Origin of the sequence: Mitsuokella jalaludinii DSM 13811 (assembly GCF_000702905.1) — a bacterium.
Lineage (GTDB): Bacteria > Bacillota > Negativicutes > Selenomonadales > Selenomonadaceae > Mitsuokella > Mitsuokella jalaludinii.
Genome location: NZ_JNKR01000001.1, coordinates 1 through 12209, shown reverse-complemented (window position 1 = coordinate 12209; position 12209 = coordinate 1). Strand labels below are relative to the sequence as shown.

The window sequence follows — 12209 nt, the reverse complement described above, 5'->3', positions numbered from 1 at the left end:
TTTTTTAGCCTATTTGCTGTCATCGCGTGTCACGATGCCAATAGGAATAGGCTCGGGCAGGCGGATATAATGATAATCTTCAAGTGGGAACGGCTCAATCATCAGCGCGAAATCGATGAGGCCGAGCGCGAGAATTTCCTCCGCGCGCTGCCGAAGGTGCATGCCGTCCTCGGTCAGAAGCGTGCTGCGGCTGGTACGCGTAAATCTCATCGAGTATCATCTGCTTTTATTTTACCGGGCAGGTGATTTTTTTACAATGATTTTGATACGCAAAACATATAACATATCCTAAGACATAAGCATTTCACATTACAATTATGTCCTGCTATGATAAAAGCATCAGGAGAGGAAAGGAGCGAAAGACATGCATGATGAACTCCTTGACGCTGGCTGCACGCCTGAATGCCAGGCAGAGTACGATGCCCTGCCCGACGATGAGGCGCGCCTCTGCTACTTGAAACGGCACAGGCGCCATCTGGTCGAGACCCTGCACCAGCAGCAGGAAAAACTTTCCTGCCTCGATTATATGATTTTTACACTCGAACAGCATTCGAAAGGACGGGAGATCGTATGACACTCGATGAAATCAAGCAGGCAAGTCCCTTTGCCATCGGCGGGGAAAATGTCAATTACGCACAGTATTTTGATGGCAAGAGTTATTTAAATGGACTCTCGCTGCAGCAGGTTTATGTCGGCAATGTAACGTTTGAACCGGGCTGCCGCAATCATTGGCATATCCACCATGCCGAATCGGGCGGCGGCCAGATCCTTTTGGTCACGGCCGGCCGCGGCTGGTATCAGGAATGGGGAAAACCGGCAAGAGAACTCAAGGCCGGCGATGTCGTCAACATCCCGCCGGAAGTCAAGCACTGGCATGGCGCAGCCAAAGACAGTGCGTTCCAGCATCTGGCCATCGAGGTACCGGGCGAGGAGACGAGCAACGAATGGTGCGAGCCCGTAGACTCGGCTGCCTATGATGCACTGCCATGAAATCCGGGAGAAAAATAAGGAGAAAAATAAAATGAAACAGAGTGGCAAGATGAAAGTCATGGCTGCCCTACTGGCAGGTATCATGCTTTTGGGCAGTGGTTTTTCGATGAAAGAGGCAAGTGCAATGGAACAGAATCATGGCAAAACAGAAACGCAGAAAAAGGCCGTCAAAATCGTGCAGACGGCCGGACGCAACCAGCTCGGCGATTTTGCACCGGACTTTGCGCGCTATAACGATGATATCCTTTTCGGCGAGGTCTGGAGCAAAAATGATGTGCTTTCGCTGCATGACCGCAGCATCGTGACGGTTTCAGCACTTATTGCACAGGGCATCACGGATAGCTCGCTCAAATACCATATCGGTGAGGCCAAGAAAAATGGCGTGACGAAGGCCGAGATGGCTGAAATCATCACGCAGGTCGGCTTTTACGGCGGCTGGCCCAAGGCGTGGGCGGCGTTCCGTTACGCCAAAGAAGTTTACGCAGAATAAGCTGCATCATTTCTCATTTGGCGATATGATCGAGCAGATGGGCAGAAATTTATGAGGCAGTATTTACTATTCGAATACAGGCCGTACGGAACAGGTCGCTAAGGACTTAGCAAAGGCCAAGAATGCTGATATCATGAAAATTGAGGCAGATCCTGAGTATACAGAGGCAGACCTTGACTACCATAATAAAGGCAGCCGCGTCAGCGTTTCCAAGTCTGTTTCCGCTTAACTTTATTTTACTGATACGTTAGGAAGGGGTACTATCATGAAAGGCATGACAAGACGTAATTTTGTAAAAATGGCCGGAATTGCGATGGCGACGGCAGCAGCAGGCAGTCTTTGGCAGCATAAGACTTCACTGGCAGAGACGGCAGATGCTCCTGCAGCACCGAAGGCGGCAGAGGGCGGCGACCATTATGTAGCACCTTCCCAGCGTCAGGGCGGTGAGGCTGTCGTATATTTTACGCGGGATCTTTCTGCGGCCGGCCTGCTCAAGGCGTACGATGCCATTGCGCAGAATATGACGGGCAAAGTCGGCATCAAGCTGCATACGGGCGAGCCGCACGGCCCGAACATCATCCCGCGTCCGTGGGTCAAGACGCTTATAGCAGAGAAACTGCCGAAAGCCAATATTGTCGAAACGAATACCTATTATCAGGGCGCGCGCTATACGACGGCCGAACACCGCAAGACGCTGGCTGTCAACGGCTGGGATTTTGCGCCGGTCGATATCATGGATGAAGAGGGCACGGCTATGCTGCCGGTCAAGGGCGGCAAATGGTTCACGGAAATGTCTGTGGGCTCGCACATGCTGAATTACGACTCGCTGCTCGTCCTTACGCATTTTAAGGGCCATACGATGGGCGGCTTCGGCGGTTCCAACAAGAACATCGGCATTGGCTGCGCCGACGGCCGCATCGGCAAGAAGATGATTCATACCGGCGATACGGGTACGCAGTGGGGCATCAGTAAGGAAGAACTCATGGAGCGTATCTCTGAATCTGCGAAAGCAACGGCTGACCATTTTGGCGACCACATTGCCTACATCAACGTGCTGCGCAACATGTCGGTTTCGTGTGACTGCGAAGGTACGGCGGCTCAGCCGGTCGTCACGCCGAATATCGGCATTCTCGCTTCGACGGATATTCTCGCAGCCGACCAAGCATCTGTTGACCTCGTCTATGCTTTGCCGGAAAAATACCGCCACGACCTCGTCGAGCGCATGGAAACCCGCCATGGCCTGCGTCAGCTCAGCTATATGAAAGAACTTGGCATGGGCTGCGACCGCTATGTCATTCTCGATATGGATCATGGGGATACGCCCATCACGCTGGCCGAAGCCGTGAAGAATGTAAAGCCGTTCAAAGCGTAATTTCAGCGAAATAAAAAGCCCTGTTCCTTATATATGGAAGGAGCAGGGCTTTTTTATCTAGATTCAGGCAAGCCCCTGGGCCTTGCCCCAGTCGTTGATTTTCTGGTAGAGCGGGGTTGGTACGTGATACTTCTCGCCGAGTTCGACGATGCGTGAGACGAGACCTTTAAATTCCGACGGGCCTCCCGCGGCGACGTCGCGCTGCATCGAGGTCGTGAGCCCCGGCGCGAAGGCGTCCATGAGCCGCAGGTCGGTCGCGACGAGGTCGCGGTCGAAGGTGATGCCCATGGCGTGGCCGACGGCTTCGACTTCTTTGATGAGGCCGATAAAGGTCTCGCGGACTTCCGGTTTCTCCCCAAATGCCTCACTCGTCACGCCGAAGTAGAGGCCAGCCGCACCCATCGGTGAGACGAAGGAGAACTTCGTCAGGGCATCGCGCTGGATGTCTTCGGTGAAATGGGCGTGGATGTCAGCCGCGCGCATGATGTTCTCGAGTGCAGCAGCTTTCGGGGCGAGACGGTCACACTGTCCCGGGCGGAAGCCGTAGAAGACGCGCAGGATTTCCTGCGGCTGCTCGATGATGCCGGGGCCTCCGCGCTTGGCAAAGACGTAGATGCAGCCGTCGAGCACCGTCTTGCCGGGCAGTTTTTCCTGCATGACGGCGCCCGTGCCGAAGACATTGAGGATCGGGATGACGAGCGTGTCAGGGCCCGCGATGCGGCGCGTGAGCGCGATGGCAGCGTCGAGTCCGTAATACTTGACACAGATGAAGAGCACATCGGGTGTGTCATGGTAATCGTCTGCGAGCATCGCCTGGCACGGTTTGATGCGGATGTCGCCGCGATGATTCGTGTGGATGGTCAGGCCGTCCTTCTGCATGGCGGCGAGGTGCGCGCCGCGCGCGAGGAACGTTACATCGTTGCCGGCGTTTGCGAGATAGCCGCCGATGACGCCGCCCGTGCCGCCGACGCCGAAGATGGCGAATTTCAGATTTGTGGTATTCATGAGGGATTCCTTTCTGATCGGACCTCGGGAGGAAATCAGAACTTCCAGATGTTCAGGCCCGTTTCCTCGCTCTTGCGGCGGTCGACGCTGCCCGCGAGCTTCGTGATGACGATCTCGGCCGTCGCGCTGATGATGGCCTCGTTGAGGTGGCCGCCGTGCGCTGCGCCCTGCTCGTCGCCGACGGCGATGTGGAAGTGGCTGTAGGGCTTGCCCGCCATCGTGTCGATCGTGCCCGTCAGCGAGAGCATCTCGAAGGCGCCCTCTAGGGTGTTGGCCTTGTAGTGCTGCTCCGGCACGTTGTAGACGCCCATGACGACCTTCTTGACGGCGCCGATCCCCTGGACCATGGCGAGCTCGATTTTCTCTTCCTTGGCGACCTGCATCAGCGAGGTGACAATCTCGTCGTTCGGGTCGAGCCGCACGAGGATGTGCTGGCTGTCGATATTCTTGTATTCCATGTTTCATCACTCCTTCATTGGATGGATTCGCCTTTTTGGGGTGAAATCCTTCTCTGCGCGGTTTAACACATTTTTTACACGCGGATGCTGGACAAGATTGCGGCGTTGGTAATATAATGAAGTTCGGAAAAGCTGCCCGTGCGGCAGCTGCATTTTTCTTGTGAGAATCAAGTGACAGAGAAGAAAGGCTGGTGAGATCATGGACGATCACCCTAGTGCGATAGATCCCAAACGATGTGATACAAGTGGGGGAGTGATCTCCATGGCCTGCCGGTAAGCGCAGCGGGCAGGAGTCTCCCCGTGGAAAGGAGATTCTATCCATGCTGCAGATCTATAAATCCCTGGAGAGCGGCCCACTGCAGGAATTGACGCTCAAGACGCTCGAGAAGGGCGCCTGGATCAACATCGTCGATCCGACGCCGTACGAGCTCAAGGTCGTCAGCAATCTCACCGAGGTTGATCCCGACTTCCTGCGCTCCGCACTCGATGATGAGGAGCGCTCCCATACGGACGTCGAGGAGAACTCGGTCATGGTCCTGACGAATGTGCCGGTCTTCCGCGGCGAGGACAGCTACGATGCCCTGCCGCTCGCCATCATCGTGACGGATGAGTACATCATCACCGTCTGCCTCGAGGAGACGCCTGTCATCACGGAGTTCAACGAGCGCACATCGCGTCTCTTCCGAACCTACAAGAAGACGCGCTTCCTGTTCCAGATCCTCTACAAGTCGGCGACGTACTTCCTGCGCTATCTGCGCCAGATCTCGAAGCTCTCGGAGGAGATCGAGGACCAGCTGCGCCACGACATGAAGAACAGCGAGATCCTGCGCCTCCTCGAGCTGCAGAAGGGCCTGACGTACTTCAATGCGGCCATCCGCTCGAACGGCGCCGTGCTTGACAAACTGCTGCGCATGCGCAACAACACGAGCCTGACGCCAATCCTCAAGGCGTATGAGGAGGATGAGGACCTCTTGGAGGATGTCATCATCGAGAACAAGCAGGCGAAAGAGATGGTCGAGATGTACAGCAAGATCCTCGCGCGCCTCGCTGATACGTTCTCGTCAATCATCTCGAACAACCAGAATCTCGTCATGAAATTCTTGGCGGCGATGACGATCATCTTGGCCATCCCGACCGTCGTCTCGAGCTTTTTCGGCATGAACGTGCCTGTGCCGTTTGCCGAAAATGCGCACGGCTTCCTTTACGTCATGTGCATCGCCTTCAGCATCAGTATCGTCAGTGCCTACGTGCTCTGGCACCGCGATATGTTCTGAGGAGGAGAACCATGGTACTTGCCGAATCGAAACTCAGGGTCGGCGTCATCTATGGCGACCCTGAAAACAGCGAATACGTCTACATGCCGGGCAGTGAGCTCGGCGTCAAGGATCCCGTCTGCGTCTACGAAGCAGACGGCATGCGCGAAGACATCGACATGCACGAGGCCCTGCGCCTCATCCGCGTGCGGAGCCTCAAGCCCGCCCGCCACCCCGTCTGGGGAGAGAGCTCCTGCTGAACGGAGAAGAAAAGACACATGCTGCAATCGTGTATTGCTGCATGTGTCTTTTTTTCAGGTGTTGTCGTCCTCGCCACGGTAGAAGCGGGTCGGCCCCGTCTTGAAATCGTGTTCATGGTCAGCCGGGACAGACAGGTCCGCGAGCCGCTGCCAGTCGAGCTCGAGCATCCGCGTCGTCGGCATCATCGCGATGACGTTCTCGACATCCGTGTGGATCTCGTGCCAGATGGGAACGCCTTCTTCATCGCGCTCGCCGCAGTAGACGCGGATCGTGTGCGTCTCGAGGTCCTGCGTGTAGGCCGCCGCAAAAGACAGGTCCGTTGCGTGTGCGCGCTTGCCGGACCAGGCGTGATAGCTCCAGCTCATCGTCGCGATCTCGAGGTAGAGCAGCTTGCCTTCGGTCATCCACATCTCGCCGCCGGGGTCGCCCTCCGGGTAGAGATTGTAGATCTTGCCGTCCTTCCAGGTGTAGGCCTGCCAGACATGCCAGCGCTCCAGATCTCCAATCAGGAGTTCCGGCACATCGTCCTCGTCCATCCAGACGAAGGCGTAGCCTGTCCCCTCGGGGCCGGCCACCTTGGCCGCGGCACTCAGTTGCCAGCCGCCTATCGTATCACGGTCTTCGACAATGGCAGAGCGGTACTCGCTCAGGAATGCCTGATAATCCATCCAGTAAGGCAGCGGGCTTTCCTCACAAGCCCTTGCTGTCGGCGCATACAGCAGGTATCCACAGATGAGCAGCATCATCAGGAATCGCTTCAGCATAACATCACCTCCGCATCACAGAATCCTCTCTATCCCTAGTATACGACAATCGGCGACCCGACCGACCTGTCGGGAATGACAGGTCGGATATTTCTGCGACAGTTTTTCATGCTGGCCTGATTTTTTTGGCTGACCTGTCATTTTGTACAGTACGGTCGGGCCTTCCGCCATTGTATACTGAAAGCGAATGAGAAAGCGATTCAAGGATTTTGACTTTGAGGAAGGAGAGATTGCCATGAAGGGATTCGCAAAGCGCATGATGCTCATCTTGACGGCGGGCTGCCTGCTCTGCCTGCTGCTCTCTGGCTGCATGTCGGACAAGTACGAGAACAGCGAATACGTCGGCGTATGGAAGGCTACGACGGGCTCGATGGGCGGCATCAATGTCAATGTCGCGAAGACGGTCGGCGGCGAGTTCACGCTGGACCTCCAGCCGAACGGCGATGTCAAGGCTGTCGTCGGCGATGAAAAGGGCAACGGCGACTGGGAGGAGACGGCGAATGGCTTCAAGATCAAGGATTCGTCCGGTGAGATGGTCTTCGTGAAGGTGGAGACTGGCAAAGTCAAGACGGACTATTCGGGCATGACCATCTTGTTCGAGAAACAGGCAAAGGATAAGTGACGGATCGGTGTTGAGTTTTGAGAGGAAGTGAGCAACGTGAAGCGGATATTCCTAGTCCTGCTCATCGTCTTTTCCCTGGCAGCAGCGGGCTGCATCAAAGCGGAAGAAAGCGTGACCATCAAGGAGGACGGCTCCAGCACGATGGTGACGCGCATGGTCGGCAATATGTTTGCCGCAGAGGCCCTGAAGGCCACGAAGAATGAATTCGTCGCGGAGAATCCCGATGCCGTCGTCAAAGACGTCAATGACGGCGACATGACGGGCTACGAGGTCACGGTATCGTATCCGGACATCGAGACACTGGCAGCCAAGGGCGGCGACATGTTCACGGCGGTGGAAGGCCGCAATGCAGGCGTCACCGTCACGCGTTCGTGGTTCTACGACGCCTACACCTTCGATCTCTTCGCCAAGGGCGAGGAGACGGACATGGGCGCGCAGGATCCCGAGAGCAAGAAGATGGTACAGGGCATGCTCGACCAGGTCCAGTATAATTTCACGCTGAACCTGCCTGTCAAGCCTGAGACGCAGAATGCAGACAGCATCGCTGGTGACGGCAAGAGCCTGACCTGGAACCTCAAGAAGACCATCTCGGAGGGCAAAGACGTCAGGATGCAGGCGAGCTACCGCATCTACAACCAGGCGCACATCGCCCTGACGGTCGGTATCATCGTCCTGGCCTTGCTGCTCGCGGGCGGTTTCCTCTACATGCGGCGCAGGAAACAGGCCGATGAGACTGCGTAAGAGTAATTCGCTGTCTTCTTGACAGAGAGCCCTGCCTGTTCCATCCCTATGATACGAGCAGGCGGGGCATGTTCTTCTTTTCATAAGCCTGGCGATGTATCGCCGGGCTGTTTTTCTTTGTGTTGCAACAATACGCAAGCATTTCATACCTGGTAAATGAAAAAATCGCTCTTGTGTCGATCACATACTTAATATATCATATAAGTAGATAATAAATATCCGTTAGATATTATAATAGAAATAAGGAGCGATTACCATGAAATCATTGCAGTACCTCAACAGCATCATCGCGTCGAAGAAGGACATCGGCTTGCTCGTCTTCCGCATCTTGATCGGCATTGCCTTCATCTGGCATGGCGTGCCGAAGCTCTTAAGCGGCCCTGAGGGGTGGACGGCACTCGGCTCGATGATGGGCGCACTCGGCATCCATATCTTCCCGACGTTCTTCGGACTGCTTTCTGGCCTGGCGGAGACGTTCGGCGGACTCTTCATCCTGCTCGGCCTGTTCTACCGCCCGATGGCCCTCTTCCTCGTCGGCAACCTCATGATGGCGACCTCCATCGAGCTTGCCTCCGGCGCACCGCTCCTGCAGGTCTCGCGCCCGTTTGAGGAAGGCGTCTTCTACCTCGGCGTCGTCTTTGCCGGCCCGGGACGCTACAGCCTCGACCACCTGCTTCGCAATGAAGTCAGTGAAGAAGAACACAATCCTTTCTGAATATCCGCAAGAAAGCCCTGTCTGTTTTGGTTCACCTGGAACAGGCAGGGCTTTCTCTTTGGTCTATATGGAATACATTTTAAGAATGACAGATGATTTTTGATAAGCATTTCACATGGCACGCATGCCATGCTATTGATGATAGCAAAAGATGAAGTCGTGAGATAGGAGGATTTATCATGGAAAAACAGACAGCAGGACGCAAGGCATTGGGCGATTTGTCCTCTTTCATACCTTCCACTGCACCGAGAATCTCACGAAATCCGTCTTTGTTGACGCCAATAGCGACCAAAACGGATACATTCTGAATCTCACCACCCCAGCAGCGCTTGAGGTAAATGCCGTCGACGTAAACGTATGGGTATTCGCCCGTTAAAGGACGCTGACGCCATTCTTCGATGTGCTTGTACGCCTTCTGGTTGAGGTTGCTGATGGTGTCCGAAGAGACCTTTGTGCCCCAAAGCAATTCGGTGATATAATGTTACCAGACATGGTCTATTGCCTCCTTACGAATTTGGTGCGGTAACTTAATTGTACTAGCGGCAATAGACTATGTCTATTTTTTATGAAATTGAATTTGCGAAATATATTTTACCTTATCTATCTTACCAGTGAACACCTCGCCGTGTGGTATAAGACGGGTATCGCCGAGTCCCATGAGCTTGAGTCTATCCGGGACTTTTGGGAGCGCATGATAGTCTATTGATGTCGGTGACAGCGGAGTATACGCACTAAATCATTTCAAGACAGCTAAACAATTTACATGAATCTGGCAGGAATGCGAGGAAATGCGTAGAAATATAAAGCCAGAGGAGGAATGTAGCAATGAACCTAAAGGAAGCCTTTCAGGCGCAGAACAAAATCAGCGAGTTGATGTCGTATATCAACCGCTATCTGTCCGATGCGGACAATGTGATGACTATCACAGAGAAACATCTCCGCAGCAAGGCTCTGGCGGGGCAGCAGGATGACACCGTGGATGTCAGCCGGAAAGCTGACGAGGGCTTTGATGTAGGGCGACTGCTCGGTATCTGGCAGGAACTAATGGAGGAAAAGGAACGCTTGGGTGCGGCTATCGGCAAGGCCAAGGCGGGCATGGGCTTTAACCTCGATGCGGCAGTGGATGCCAACAAGAGCCGTCGTGCGTTCCTCGGTATGTTGCAGGAACTTGCGAACCGCAAAAGCTCCCACGAACTCCAAAAGGGCGAGGGACGTGGCTATGTGTTCAACAATGATGGCAACCAGACATCCTACTGCTACGACATTGATCGCATCTTGACCATTGACTACGACCGAAACAAGGTTCGCGCCATGGTCAAGGAACTGAACCGTTCCTCGGACGAGGTGTCTATCAAGATTGATGAGGCTCTGCTCCAGACGCAGGTGGATTATGCGCTGAAATTCGACCTTGCCGGAGAAAATCGCTTTATCTTGGAGGAATTGATGGAGAAGTAGCATACGGGCGGCATTCCAGACGGGACTAGCTTCGCGTCGCAGCCGCTTGAGCAGGGACAGGCAACGAAGGGACTTCGGTTCAGGTGTGGATGAACTATGAGCCCACACAAAATACGAAAAATGGCTAAAAGCTGTCTCGATAATGATGAGATGGAGGCATAGAGAGCCTTATGAGCATTTGGCTCGAAATCTCTACCGCCAATACGTATCATTGACATCGCGCTTGCGCCATTCGTCCTTGCGTTATACCGATATTTCGGACAGACACCAATCCGTGGCTACGCTTCGCCGATTGGAGAATGTTCCCTTGATGGGAGCGCAAAAATAACGATTACGCCATTCGCACTTGCAATAGCATGAGCGAATGGCAATAGGAGGAACTTTGGTGGCTGTCTCTGCTCAAACGGCTGAAATAGGAGATCGTTATGGAAGGAATAAAAAGGAACAAAAGCTGCGACAATTTCTTACGCCAAAGCCATCGATGACACGGCGCGAGAGCAAATTGCCCGTATGTGTGATTACGATTTTGCCGTCGGTAGTAGGATTCGCATTATGCCTGATGTCCATGCGGGGAAAGGCTGTACTATCGGTACGACTATGACCGTGACGGATAAAGTAGTACCGAATATTGTGGGGGGGGATATCGGTTGCGGTATGTATACCGTTCGATTGAACACAACGACAGTTGATTTTTCGTATTTTGACGAAGTTGCGCATTTTATGCCTTCCGGAATGAATGTTTGGGATAAACCGCAGGAGGCTTTTGACCTGAAAAGGCTGTATTGCTACGAGAAGTTGAAATCTTGTGATAGTATATAATCGGTAGAAAACGGCATTGGTACTTTGGAGGTGGCTAACCGCTTGTTTGCCATGTTAAAATTTCATTCATGACAGATTTATCCCACTCTCATTTCTCCAAAAGGCATGTAGCTACTGGCTTTGGACTGGTTGTTACTTCTGTTAACTTACTGACATTGGGTGCTTATCCCAATCAATATGCGTGACGGCAGTATTCTTGCCATCGGTAAAGGTAACGTCGATTGGAACAACTCCGCTCCTCACGGTGCAGGTAGGAGTATGTCCAGGAAACAAGCGAAAGAAACACTTACTGTGACAGATTATCAAAACGCCATGGAGGGAATTTATACCACATCTGTCGGAGCAGACACACTGGACGAATCGCCAATGGCGTATAAGTCCATTGATGATATTTTGAGTGTGATTGGCGATACCGTGAAAGTTTTGGATATTTTGAAGCCCATTTGTAATTTTAAGGCGGCAGAATGAATTGCGAAAATAGAGGTGAATGTAGATGCCTATTATACAAAATAAATTGATTACTGGTATTGCACACGAGTCAATGGACGCTGAAAGTATTATGGCATTGTTGTCTTATCAAATTCCGGCTATGCAGAATGAACCGCTTAAAGTCCATACAGACAATGTAATCGAAATTGACGGACTTAAACGCAACGATGTTTGCTTCTATGAAATAACGCAGTTATCCTATGATGAGGATTATCCCCATCGTGAGGCTTTTGAAAATGTCCTGTTAGCACTTGATAACACTGGGTTTAATTTTGTCTATATCTTAAGTGGTGAAGAAGATGGAATACATCTTTATATAGGCGTTGTCAAGAATGCCAACGAAAATATTAAAAGGAATATGTCGTCCAACGATTATGGCAAAGCACTTGAGCGAACATTCGCTGGTAATTTTGGAGGAAGTGAAATAAAAAGAGGCGAATTGTCAAGCTAAGTGCAACACCTTTGAGAAATAGACCTCATATGGTGTTTTGTAGCCAAGGCACTTCCTAGGGCGCAGGTTCAACTCATGGTACTTCCGTTGGATGTAATCCTCTGGCGTATCCGTGATGTCCTTGCCTTTCGGGAAGAACTCCCGCAGAAGCCCATTGGTATTCTCGTTGGTCCCGCGCTCCCATGGATGGTGCGGAGCAGGAAAGTAGAACGTCACACGCTTCAGTTCCTTGCTGAGCTGAGCATGTTTCGAGAATTCCTTTCCGCGATCTGGCGTGACCGAAAGATGCGGTTGCCCCGAGAGTGCCTCACACATCACCTTGTT

General features: G+C 53.0%; 19 protein-coding genes and 1 pseudogene. 14 read left to right on the top strand and 6 right to left on the bottom strand.

Features of this window, described 5'->3' with window-relative positions:
- Window positions 1-9 precede the first annotated feature (9 nt).
- Complete coding sequence (locus T518_RS00090; protein ID WP_036373404.1) at window positions 10-210, bottom strand: hypothetical protein; 201 nt, start codon at window positions 208-210, stop codon at window positions 10-12.
- 154 nt (window positions 211-364) lie between these two features.
- On the opposite strand from T518_RS00090, the gene T518_RS00085 reads away from it, so the two are divergent.
- The 5 genes from T518_RS00085 (at window position 365) to T518_RS00070 (ending at window position 2852) form a co-directional block, all read left to right on the top strand.
- A complete protein-coding gene (locus T518_RS00085) occupies window positions 365-574 on the top strand; it encodes a hypothetical protein (RefSeq protein WP_036373401.1) in 210 nt (69 codons plus the stop codon).
- Window positions 571-990, top strand: coding sequence for a cupin domain-containing protein (locus T518_RS00080; RefSeq protein WP_036373397.1), 420 nt, complete (start codon window positions 571-573; stop codon window positions 988-990). Before T518_RS00085 ends, T518_RS00080 begins: the two co-directional genes overlap by 4 nt.
- 31 nt (window positions 991-1021) lie before the next feature.
- Complete coding sequence (locus T518_RS00075; RefSeq protein WP_081828369.1) at window positions 1022-1480, top strand: carboxymuconolactone decarboxylase family protein; 459 nt, start codon at window positions 1022-1024, stop codon at window positions 1478-1480.
- 61 nt (window positions 1481-1541) lie between these two features.
- Complete coding sequence (locus tag T518_RS11510; RefSeq protein WP_081828368.1) at window positions 1542-1709, top strand: flavodoxin; 168 nt, start codon at window positions 1542-1544, stop codon at window positions 1707-1709.
- 36 nt (window positions 1710-1745) lie between these two features.
- Window positions 1746-2852 carry a DUF362 domain-containing protein gene (locus T518_RS00070; protein ID WP_036373395.1) on the top strand — a complete coding sequence of 369 codons (1107 nt, stop codon included), beginning with the start codon at window positions 1746-1748 and terminating at the stop codon, window positions 2850-2852.
- A 63-nt stretch (window positions 2853-2915) separates the two neighbouring features.
- Here the strand turns inward: T518_RS00070 and T518_RS00065 are convergent, their stop codons facing one another.
- Both T518_RS00065 and T518_RS00060 read right to left on the bottom strand, forming a co-directional pair.
- Complete coding sequence (locus T518_RS00065) at window positions 2916-3857, bottom strand: ketopantoate reductase family protein (RefSeq protein WP_081828367.1); 942 nt, start codon at window positions 3855-3857, stop codon at window positions 2916-2918.
- Window positions 3858-3892: 35 nt separating this feature from the next.
- Window positions 3893-4315 (bottom strand): PPC domain-containing DNA-binding protein, encoded by a 423-nt coding sequence (locus T518_RS00060; protein ID WP_036373392.1) that lies wholly within the window; start codon window positions 4313-4315, stop codon window positions 3893-3895.
- A 320-nt stretch (window positions 4316-4635) separates the two neighbouring features.
- On the opposite strand from T518_RS00060, the gene T518_RS00055 reads away from it, so the two are divergent.
- Window positions 4636-5589, top strand: coding sequence for a magnesium transporter CorA family protein (locus tag T518_RS00055; protein WP_036373389.1), 954 nt, complete (start codon window positions 4636-4638; stop codon window positions 5587-5589).
- 11 nt (window positions 5590-5600) lie between these two features.
- Window positions 5601-5828, top strand: coding sequence for a hypothetical protein (locus tag T518_RS00050; protein WP_036373386.1), 228 nt, complete (start codon window positions 5601-5603; stop codon window positions 5826-5828).
- A 54-nt stretch (window positions 5829-5882) separates the two neighbouring features.
- Here the strand turns inward: T518_RS00050 and T518_RS00045 are convergent, their stop codons facing one another.
- Window positions 5883-6593, bottom strand: a complete 711-nt coding sequence (locus tag T518_RS00045; RefSeq protein ID WP_036373384.1) for a hypothetical protein — start codon at window positions 6591-6593, stop codon at window positions 5883-5885.
- Window positions 6594-6828: 235 nt separating this feature from the next.
- Here T518_RS00045 and T518_RS00040 point away from each other — a divergent pair, with 235 nt between their 5' ends.
- From T518_RS00040 to T518_RS00030, 3 genes are all read left to right on the top strand, one after another.
- The gene (locus tag T518_RS00040; protein WP_036373381.1) at window positions 6829-7215 is read left to right on the top strand and encodes a hypothetical protein; all 387 of its coding nucleotides are present in this window, start codon (window positions 6829-6831) and stop codon (window positions 7213-7215) included.
- Between the two features lie 36 nt (window positions 7216-7251).
- Complete coding sequence (locus tag T518_RS00035) at window positions 7252-7956, top strand: hypothetical protein (RefSeq protein ID WP_051652111.1); 705 nt, start codon at window positions 7252-7254, stop codon at window positions 7954-7956.
- A gap of 256 nt (window positions 7957-8212) precedes the next feature.
- Entirely contained in the window at window positions 8213-8671 is a 459-nt protein-coding gene (locus tag T518_RS00030; protein ID WP_051652110.1) for a DoxX family protein, read from the top strand.
- Between the two features lie 214 nt (window positions 8672-8885).
- Here T518_RS00030 and T518_RS11505 read toward each other — a convergent pair.
- Window positions 8886-9146, bottom strand: a pseudogene (locus T518_RS11505) (transposase); the annotation flags it as partial.
- Between the two features lie 350 nt (window positions 9147-9496).
- On the opposite strand from T518_RS11505, the gene T518_RS00025 reads away from it, so the two are divergent.
- The 4 genes from T518_RS00025 to T518_RS00010 all read left to right on the top strand — a co-directional run bounded on the left by T518_RS00025 (window position 9497) and on the right by T518_RS00010 (window position 11885).
- Window positions 9497-10126: a formate dehydrogenase gene (locus T518_RS00025; protein WP_036373375.1), complete on the top strand. Its 630-nt coding sequence runs from the start codon at window positions 9497-9499 to the stop codon at window positions 10124-10126.
- 510 nt (window positions 10127-10636) lie between these two features.
- Window positions 10637-10945 (top strand): RtcB family protein, encoded by a 309-nt coding sequence (locus T518_RS12280; RefSeq protein WP_051652109.1) that lies wholly within the window; start codon window positions 10637-10639, stop codon window positions 10943-10945.
- A 159-nt stretch (window positions 10946-11104) separates the two neighbouring features.
- Window positions 11105-11413, top strand: coding sequence for an RtcB family protein (locus T518_RS12275; protein ID WP_282722817.1), 309 nt, complete (start codon window positions 11105-11107; stop codon window positions 11411-11413).
- 25 nt (window positions 11414-11438) lie between these two features.
- Window positions 11439-11885 carry a hypothetical protein gene (locus T518_RS00010; protein ID WP_036373370.1) on the top strand — a complete coding sequence of 149 codons (447 nt, stop codon included), beginning with the start codon at window positions 11439-11441 and terminating at the stop codon, window positions 11883-11885.
- Here T518_RS00010 and T518_RS00005 read toward each other — a convergent pair.
- The coding region (locus T518_RS00005) for an IS30 family transposase (protein ID WP_036373367.1) at window positions 11877-12209 on the bottom strand (333 nt) is incomplete at its 5' end. The genes T518_RS00010 and T518_RS00005 overlap by 9 nt on opposite strands.

Bases quoted from the DNA above. Each gene is read 5' to 3' on its own strand.
- T518_RS00090 (WP_036373404.1), bottom strand. From the start codon at position 210: ATGAGATTTACGCGTACCAGCCGCAGCACGCTTCTGACCGAGGACGGC.
- T518_RS00085 (WP_036373401.1), top strand. From the start codon at position 365: ATGCATGATGAACTCCTTGACGCTGGCTGCACGCCTGAATGCCAGGCA.
- T518_RS00080 (WP_036373397.1), top strand. From the start codon at position 571: ATGACACTCGATGAAATCAAGCAGGCAAGTCCCTTTGCCATCGGCGGG.
- T518_RS00075 (WP_081828369.1), top strand. From the start codon at position 1,022: ATGAAACAGAGTGGCAAGATGAAAGTCATGGCTGCCCTACTGGCAGGT.
- T518_RS00070 (WP_036373395.1), top strand. From the start codon at position 1,746: ATGAAAGGCATGACAAGACGTAATTTTGTAAAAATGGCCGGAATTGCG.
- T518_RS00065 (WP_081828367.1), bottom strand. From the start codon at position 3,857: ATGAATACCACAAATCTGAAATTCGCCATCTTCGGCGTCGGCGGCACG.
- T518_RS00060 (WP_036373392.1), bottom strand. From the start codon at position 4,315: ATGGAATACAAGAATATCGACAGCCAGCACATCCTCGTGCGGCTCGAC.
- T518_RS00055 (WP_036373389.1), top strand. From the start codon at position 4,636: ATGCTGCAGATCTATAAATCCCTGGAGAGCGGCCCACTGCAGGAATTG.
- T518_RS00050 (WP_036373386.1), top strand. From the start codon at position 5,601: ATGGTACTTGCCGAATCGAAACTCAGGGTCGGCGTCATCTATGGCGAC.
- T518_RS00045 (WP_036373384.1), bottom strand. From the start codon at position 6,593: ATGCTGAAGCGATTCCTGATGATGCTGCTCATCTGTGGATACCTGCTG.
- T518_RS00040 (WP_036373381.1), top strand. From the start codon at position 6,829: ATGAAGGGATTCGCAAAGCGCATGATGCTCATCTTGACGGCGGGCTGC.
- T518_RS00030 (WP_051652110.1), top strand. From the start codon at position 8,213: ATGAAATCATTGCAGTACCTCAACAGCATCATCGCGTCGAAGAAGGAC.
- T518_RS00025 (WP_036373375.1), top strand. From the start codon at position 9,497: ATGAACCTAAAGGAAGCCTTTCAGGCGCAGAACAAAATCAGCGAGTTG.
- T518_RS12280 (WP_051652109.1), top strand. From the start codon at position 10,637: ATGTGTGATTACGATTTTGCCGTCGGTAGTAGGATTCGCATTATGCCT.
- T518_RS00010 (WP_036373370.1), top strand. From the start codon at position 11,439: ATGCCTATTATACAAAATAAATTGATTACTGGTATTGCACACGAGTCA.